At 77.0% G+C, this 7,721-nt stretch carries 5 protein-coding genes and 1 pseudogene; 2 read left to right on the top strand and 4 right to left on the bottom strand.

Annotation, left to right across the window (positions count from 1 at the left end; all coding sequences use genetic code 11):
• Positions 1–689: pseudogene (locus F1544_RS20145) on the bottom strand (hypothetical protein); the annotation flags it as partial.
• 142 nt (positions 690–831) lie between these two features.
• Between F1544_RS20145 and F1544_RS20140 the strand changes: the two are divergent.
• A complete protein-coding gene (locus F1544_RS20140) occupies positions 832–2,994 on the top strand; it encodes a RecQ family ATP-dependent DNA helicase (RefSeq protein WP_167587993.1) in 2,163 nt (720 codons plus the stop codon).
• Between the two features lie 8 nt (positions 2,995–3,002).
• Positions 3,003–4,523 (top strand): MFS transporter, encoded by a 1,521-nt coding sequence (locus tag F1544_RS20135; protein WP_167587992.1) that lies wholly within the window; start codon positions 3,003–3,005, stop codon positions 4,521–4,523.
• Positions 4,524–4,638: 115 nt separating this feature from the next.
• Here F1544_RS20135 and F1544_RS20130 read toward each other — a convergent pair whose 3' ends face one another.
• The 3 genes from F1544_RS20130 to ureA form a co-directional block, all read right to left on the bottom strand.
• The gene (locus tag F1544_RS20130; RefSeq protein ID WP_167587991.1) at positions 4,639–5,178 is read right to left on the bottom strand and encodes a dihydrofolate reductase family protein; all 540 of its coding nucleotides are present in this window, start codon (positions 5,176–5,178) and stop codon (positions 4,639–4,641) included.
• 111 nt (positions 5,179–5,289) lie between these two features.
• The gene (locus F1544_RS20125) at positions 5,290–6,969 is read right to left on the bottom strand and encodes an urease subunit alpha (protein ID WP_167587990.1); all 1,680 of its coding nucleotides are present in this window, start codon (positions 6,967–6,969) and stop codon (positions 5,290–5,292) included.
• Positions 6,966–7,706 (bottom strand): urease subunit gamma, encoded by a 741-nt coding sequence (gene ureA, locus F1544_RS20120; RefSeq protein ID WP_167587989.1) that lies wholly within the window; start codon positions 7,704–7,706, stop codon positions 6,966–6,968. The genes F1544_RS20125 and ureA overlap by 4 nt, the downstream gene beginning before the upstream one ends.
• Positions 7,707–7,721: the final 15 nt, after the last annotated feature.

Here is a 7,721-nt window from a genome sequence, read left to right as displayed (position 1 = left end):
CCGGCGCCGTCGGGCGCGGTCTCGAGCAGGGCCGCGGCCTCCACCGCCGCGGCGGCGCAGGCCCCGGCGTCCGCGCGGTCCCGGCCGGCGACCCGGGCGGTGGCGGCCCGCGGCAGGGTGTGGCGGGTGCGGATGCCGTGCAGCGCGACGACCCGCGTCCACATCTCGTCGGCCGTGTCGGGGTCGCGGCGGGCCTCGGCGGCAGCCCCCACGAGGTAGGCGGCCTGCCAGCCCGCGGCCCACTCCCCGCCGTGCAGCCCGGCGAGCAGCCAGCGGTAGGCCTGCGCGTCGCCGGCGGCGGCGAGGCACGCCGCGAGCAGGGCGGTGCGGGGGCGGTCCGCCGGGGCGGCGGGGAGCGTGGTGGTGCCCGTGCGGGCCAGCGCCGCCAGGGCGTCGGCGGGGCGGCCGGCGAGCAGGTGCAGCCGGGCCTCGTCGTGCGCGGCGGCGCGGCGGGCGTCGGGGCCCTCGCCGCGGGTCGGGCGGCGGGTGAGCAGGTCGAGCGCGAGGTCGGGCTCGTCGGCGAGGTCGGCGCCCGCGAACCACGCGCACCACGAGGCCGCGACGTCGCCCGGGCGCACCTCCGTCGTGTCCGCTCCCCCGTCCGCCGCGGCGCCCGACGGGGCGCCCGCGGGGGTGTCCGCGGCGGGCCGCAGCACCGTCGCGCGGCCGGCCGGGTGCTCGGGGCTCACCCGTGGGGTGTCGACCGGCCGGGGTCCCCGCTTGAGCGGCGGCGCCCGCGGGGGGACGCGCCGGTGGGGTCGGCGGCCCTGTGGACGGCGCCGGCTGTGGAGGACCGACCGCGGTGTCCGTCCCGGGTGGCAGAGTCGCCCCATGCCCAGCGCCCCGTCCCCGCACGACACCGCCGCCCCCGTCGAGCCCGGGGACCCGGCGGCGCTGCGCGAGGAGGCCGAGGAGGTGCTGCGCCGCCTGGTGGGCGACCAGTCGGCGCGCCTGCGCGACGACCAGTGGACGGCGATCGAGGCGCTCGTGGCGGGGCGCCGGCGGGCGCTGGTCGTGCAGCGCACCGGGTGGGGCAAGTCGGCGGTCTACTTCGTCGCCACCGCCCTGCTGCGCGCCCGCGGGGCCGGCCCCACCGTCATCGTGTCGCCGCTGCTGGCGCTCATGCGCAACCAGGTGCAGGCCGCCGAGCGCGCGGGCGTGCACGCCGTGACGGTGAACTCGACCAACGGCGAGCAGTGGGGGCAGGTCTACGCCGACGTGCGGGCCGGCGCGGTCGACGTGCTGCTCGTCTCCCCCGAGCGCCTGAACAACCCCGGCTTCCGCGACGAGGTGCTGCCGCAGCTCGCGGCCACGACGGGCCTGCTCGTGGTCGACGAGGCGCACTGCGTCTCCGACTGGGGCCACGACTTCCGCCCCGACTACCGGCGCATCCGCACCCTGCTCGCGGACCTGCCCGACGGCATCCCCGTGCTGGCCACGACCGCCACCGCGAACGCCCGCGTGACGGCCGACGTCGCGGAGCAGCTGTCGGTCTCGGGCACCCGCACCCTCGACGACGTGCTCGTCCTGCGCGGCTCGCTGGACCGGGAGTCGCTGCGGCTCGGGGTGCTCCAGCTGCCCGACCAGGCGCACCGGCTCGCGTGGCTGGTCCAGCACCTGCCCGACCTGCCGGGGTCGGGGATCGTCTACGTCCTGACCAAGGACGCGGCCGCCGACGTCGCCGCGCACCTGAACGCGCACGGCATCCCCGCGGCGCCCTACACGGGGGCCACGGAGAACGCGGAGCGGCTGCAGGCCGAGGACGACCTGATCCACGACCGGGTGAAGGCGCTGGTCGCCACGAGCGCGCTCGGCATGGGCTTCGACAAGCCCGACCTCGGGTTCGTCGTCCACCTCGGCGCGCCCTCCTCCCCCATCGCCTACTACCAGCAGGTCGGCCGCGCCGGCCGCGGGATCGACGACGCCGCCGTGGTCCTGCTGCCCGGCGCCGAGGACCGCGACATCTGGCAGTACTTCGCCTCGGTGGGGTTCCCCGCCGAGGACGACGTGCGGCTCGCGCTGAGCGTCCTGGCCGACGCGGGCAAGCCGCTGTCGACGCCGGCCCTGGAGGCGCGGGTCACGCTGCGCCGCAGCCGGTTGGAGATGATGCTCAAGGTCCTCGACGTGGACGGCGCGGTGCGCCGCGTGAGCGGCGGCTGGACCGCCACGGGCCAGCCGTGGAACTACGACGCCGAGCGCTACGCGCGGGTCGCGGAGACGCGGACCGTCGAGCAGCAGTCGATGCTCGACTACGAGGCGACCACGGGGTGCCGGCTGGAGTTCCTGCGCCGCGCCCTCGACGACCCGGAGGCGGCCCCGTGCGGGCGCTGCGACCGGTGCGGGGGCTTCGCGCTGCCGCAGGACGTCGACGCCGACGCCGTGACCGCGGCCGGCGCAGACCTCGACCGCCCGGGCGTGCCCGTCGAGCCGAAGAAGATGTGGCCCACGGGGCTCGCGGCGCTCGGCATCGAGCTCAGCGGGAAGATCGCCCCGGCGGAGCGGCCCAGCGAGGGGCGCGCGGTGGCCCGCACGTCCGACCTCGGCTGGGGCACCGCCGTGCGGGAGCTGTTCGCGGCCTCCGCCGGGGACACCGAGACGCCCGTCGCCCTGCGCCACGCGGCCGTGCAGGTCCTCGACGACTGGGCGCGCGACCTCGGGCTCGACGGCATCGTGGCGATGGCCTCGGCGTCGCGACCCACCCTGGTCGCGCACCTCGCCGACGGCCTGGCCCGCTACACCGGGCTGCCGCTGGTCACGTCGTTCCAGCTGCGGCCCGGCGCCGGGCCGACGCGCAGCGACGTGAACTCGGCCCACCGCCTCGCCGCGGTCGCGGAGCGGTTCACGCTGCCCGACGAACCGTCCGTGGCCGGGCGCCGGCTGCTGCTGGTCGACGACCGCGTGCGCTCCGGCTGGACCCTCGCGGTGGCGTCGCGGATGCTGCGGCGCGCCGGCGCGGAGGCCGTGCACCCGTTCGTCCTGGCCAGCGGGGACTGACGGTCCCCGTGGGCGCCGCCGACACCCCCGCCGCGGCCGCGGCGCCCGAGGGGGTGCTGCGCTGGGGGACGCCCGCGGCGCGCTGGGTGCTCCTGGCCACGATCCTCGGGTCGGGGCTCGCGGGCATCGACGCGACCGTCGTCAACGTCGCCCTGCCGACCATCGGGGCGGAGTTCGGCGCGTCGTTCGCGGCGCTGCAGTGGGTCGTGACCGGCTACACGCTGACGCTCGCCGCGCTGATCCTGCTGGGCGGCTCACTGGGCGACCGGTACGGCCGCCGCCGGGTGTTCGTCGTGGGCGTGGCCTGGTTCGCCGTGGCCTCGCTGCTCTGCGGCCTGGCGCCGAACGCGGGCGTGCTCGTCGCGTGCCGGGCGGTGCAGGGCGTGGGCGCGGCGCTGCTGACGCCCGGGAGCCTGGCGATGCTGCAGGCGTCGTTCGCCCCCGGCGACCGGGCCCGGGCGATCGGCGCCTGGTCCGGCCTCGGCGGGGTCGCCACCGCGATCGGCCCGCTGCTGGGCGGCTGGCTGGTCGACGCCGCGTCCTGGCGCTGGGTGTTCCTCGTCAACGTCCCGCTCGCCGCGGTGGTCGTCCTCGTGGCCCGCCGCCACGTGCCCGAGACGCACGACCCCGACGCGCACGGCCGCGTCGACGTCGCCGGGGCGGCGCTCGGCGCCGTGGGCCTGGCGGGGCTCACCTACGCCCTCATCGGCGCGCCGTCCGGGGCGAGCCCGGCGGTCGTGGTGGCCGGGAGCGTGGGCGTGGCGGGCCTGGTCTCGTTCCTGCTCGTCGAGCGGCGCAGCGCCGCCCCGATGCTGCCGCTGGGGATCTTCTCCTCGCGCGTGTTCAGCGCGGTGAACGCCGTGACCTTCGCCGTCTACGCGGCCCTCGGCGCGGTGTTCCTGCTGCTCGTCGTGGCGCTGCAGTCCGTCGCCGGGTTCAGCCCGCTCGCCGCGGGGTCGGCGCTGCTGCCGGTGACGGTGGTCATGCTGCTGCTGTCCGCGCGCGCCGGGGCGCTCGCCCAGCGGACGGGCCCGCGGCTGCCGCTGACCCTCGGGCCGCTGGTGTGCGCGGCGGGGGTGCTGGCCATGCTGCGGATCGGCGCGTCGGCCTCCTACCTGGGCGACGTGCTGCCGGCGGTCACGGTGTTCGGCCTCGGGCTGGCGCTGCTCGTGGCGCCGCTGACCTCGACCGTGCTGGCCGCCGCCGACGCCCGGCACGCGGGCGTCGCCTCGGGCGTCAACAACGCCGTCGCCCGGGCGGCCGGGCTGCTCGCCGTCGCCGTCGTCCCCGCGGTGGCCGGGCTCACCGGCGACGTCTACCGCGACCCCGCCGCGTTCGCCGCGGGGTTCCGCACGGCCCTGCTCGTCTGCGCGGGACTGCTCGTGGCGGCCGCCGTCCTCGCCGCCGTCGCGGTGCCGGCCCAGGGCACCCCGTCGCGCCGGCGGAACCTGCGGCACTGCGCGGTCGACGGGACGCCGCTGGCGGGCGCCGCCGGGGTCCCCGACCCCGCGGCGCCCGCCGCCCCCTGACGCACCCTCCGCGAACTCGCAGCGGGCGAACGCGCGTCCCGCGGACTCGATCCGCGCGAACCGCCCCCGCGAAGCCCACCCGCGCGACGACGCCCGCGCGGGCGTCGGGCCGAGCTCAGCCCTCGGCGGCCGGGCGGTAGACGAGGTGCAGCACGCCGGTCGGCAGGGCCTCGCTCGAGACCAGCTCCAGCGGCGTGCGCCCCAGCTCGTCGGTCCAGCGCCGCTCACCGCTGACGACCACCGGGTCCACGAGCAGCACGAGCTCGTCGAGCAGGCCGGCCTCGAGCAGGGAGGCCACGGTGCGCAGGCTGCCCGTGATGCCGATGGTCCCCTCGGTGCGCTCGCGCAGCGCGCGGACGGCGTCGAGGTCGGGCAGCACCGTGGTGCCCTCCCAGTCCGCCTCCTGCAGGGTGCTCGACAGGACGTACTTGCGGATCGGGTTGATGAACTCCGCGAACGGGTCGCTGTCGTTGCCGGGCCAGTACTGCGACCACTGGTCGTAGAGGACCCGGCCCATGAGGTAGGCCTCGCAGCGCGAGGTGTGGCGGTCCACCGCGCGGCCCATGGCCTCGTCGAAGTAGGGGCCGTGCCACAGGTCGGGTCGTTCGGCCGAGCCGTCGACGGTCGTGAACAGGGCGGCAGCGATGCGTCCCACGGTGGTGTCTCCTTCGGGTCAGGTGCTGTCGGGTCCTGGACCGGGCCGCGCCGCGGAACTCATCGGTGGCGCGTCCCGCTGGGGGGGGTCGGGGTCTCAGGGGTCCGGAGCTCAGAGGAAGTACAGCCGGTTGAGGCTGATCCGCTCCGCGGGCTGCGAGCTGACGGGTTCGCCGTCGACGGTCACGAGCCCCGACTCCGCCGCGACCCGCACCTGCGCGGTGCGGTCGTTCAGCCGCATGGCGGACGGGCCGATGCCGCGGGTGCCGCGGACCCCGACGCGACGGCGGCGCGTCGTCATGGCGTCGTTGCCCGCCTCGGCCGCGGCCTGCGACGTGAACGCCACGGACAGGTCGGCGGCCGTCGCCCCGTGGGCGCCGAACTGCGGGCCGAGCACCAGGGGCTGCGCGCGGTCGATGGACGCGTTCGGGTCCCCCGTGACCCCGTAGGCCGGGAAACCCGCCTTGAGGACGAGCTCGGGCTTCGCGCCGAAGAACTCCGGCCGCCACAGGACCACGTCGGCGAGCTTGCCGACCTCGAGCGAGCCGACCTCGTGCGCGAGGCCGTGGGCGACCGCCGGGTTGATGGTGAGCTTGGCGACGTAGCGCAGCGCGCGGTCGTTGTCGTGGCGCGGGTCCGCCGCCCCGAACTCCGCCTTCATCTTCCCGGCCATCGCGAACGTGCGGCGCACCGTCTCCCCCGCACGGCCCATGCCCTGCGCGTCGGAGGACGTGATGGGGATGATGCCGAGGTCGTGCAGCACGTCCTCGGCCCCCATCGTGCCCGCGCGGATCCGGTCGCGGGCCATGGCCTCGTCGCCCGGCAGGTCGGCCCGCAACCCGTGGACCGACATGATCATGTGGTAGTGCTCGGCGACGGCGTCGCGGCCGAACGGCAGGGTCGGGTTCGTCGAGGAACCGATGACGTTCGCCTCCCCCGCCAGGCGCAGGACGTTCGGGACGTGCCCGCCGCCGCAGCCCTCGATGTGGAACGCGTGGATCGTGCGGCCCTCGAGGACGGCGAGGGTGTCCTCGACGGAGAGGCACTCGTTGAGGCCGTCGGTGTGCAGGGCGACCTGGACGTCGAACTCCTCCGCCACCCGCAGCGCGGTGTCCAGCGCGCGGGTGTGCGCGCCCATGTCCTCGTGCACCTTGAACCCGCTGGCCCCGCCCTCGACGAGGCCCTCGACGAGGGGCCCCGGGTCCGAGGAGGAACCCCGCGCGAGGAACCCGATGTTCACGGGCCAGGCGTCGAAGGCGTTGAACGCGTGCCGCAGCGCCCACGGGGAGTTCACGCCGACGCCCCACACGGGGCCGAACTCCTGGCCGATGATCGTGGTGACCCCGGAGGCCAGCGACGCCTCCATGACGCGGGGGGACAGCAGGTGCACGTGGGTGTCCACGGCCCCGGCCGTCGCGATCAGCCCCTCGCCCGACACGATGCTGGTGCCGGTGCCGACCACGACGTCCACGTCGTCGAGGGTGTCGGGGTTCCCCGCCCGGCCGATCGCGCAGATCCGCCCCTCGCGGACCCCGATGGACACCTTGCGCACCCCGAGGACGGCGTCGATGACCACGACGTTGGAGACGACCAGGTCGCACGTGGCGCGGACCGTGGCCGCCTTGAGGTGCAGGCCGTCGCGGGCCGTCTTGCCGAACCCCGCGAGGAACTCCTGCCCGGGTTCCTGCGCGTCGTCGGTGACCTCGACGACGAGGCCCGTGTCGCCCAGGCGCAGGCGGTCCCCGCGGCGCGCGCCGTAGGTCGCGATGTGGTCGGCCGGGTCGAGGCTCACCGGGACTCCCCCCGCGGGTCGCCGGGTTCGGCGGGTCCGCCCGTGTCGCCGGGATCGCCCGTGTCGAGGTACCCGCAGGCGTGGGCGCGGCGCAGCGCCTCCTCGCGGGCGCCGGGTGCGTCCAGCGGGCCGTCGACGAGCCCGGCGAACCCGACGGCGACGCGGGCGCCCGCGATCGGCGTGAGCTCCACCGTCCGCCGCCCGCCCGGGTCGAAGCGGACGGAGGAACCCGCGGGGACCGCCGCGCGGCGCCCGTAGGCGGCGGCGCGGTCGAAGCGCAGCCGGGGGTTGACCTCGAAGAAGTGGAAGTGCGACGTCACGCTGATCGGCACCTCGGAGGTGTTGGTGACCTCGACGGCGACGACGTCGGCGAACTCGACCGGCGGGGCGTCGCCCGGCAGCGCGGCCCCGGGGGCGTCCGCGCCGAGGGAACCGCCGCCGATCGGGTCGACCACGACGACCAGGCGCGACCCGTCGTCGAAGACGGCCTCGACGTCGACCTCGCCGACGACGTCGGCCACGCCGGGCAGCACGTCGTCCGGGCCGAGCACGGCGCGGCCGGCGGCCATCGCCTCGGCGAGGCGGGCGCCGCCGCGCGCGGCCTCGCAGACGGTGTCGGCGATCAGCGCCGTCGCCTCCGGGACGTTCAGCCGCCAGCCCCGGGCCCGGCGCGAGCGCGCGAGCTCCGCGGCCGTGAACAGCAGCAGACGGTCACGCTCGGTGGGGGTCAGCCGCATGGTCCGCAGGGTAGC

It is taken from the genome of Kineococcus rubinsiae (assembly GCF_011839805.1).
Classification (GTDB): domain Bacteria; phylum Actinomycetota; class Actinomycetes; order Actinomycetales; family Kineococcaceae; genus Kineococcus; species Kineococcus rubinsiae.
This window is presented reverse-complemented; position numbering and strand designations above follow the sequence as displayed.

What these genes read in the sequence shown, in the direction of transcription:
- F1544_RS20140 (WP_167587993.1), top strand. Translation starts at nt 832, where the DNA reads ATGCCCAGCGCCCCGTCCCCGCACGACACCGCCGCCCCCGTCGAGCCC.
- ureA (WP_167587989.1), bottom strand. Translation starts at nt 7,706, where the DNA reads ATGCGGCTGACCCCCACCGAGCGTGACCGTCTGCTGCTGTTCACGGCC.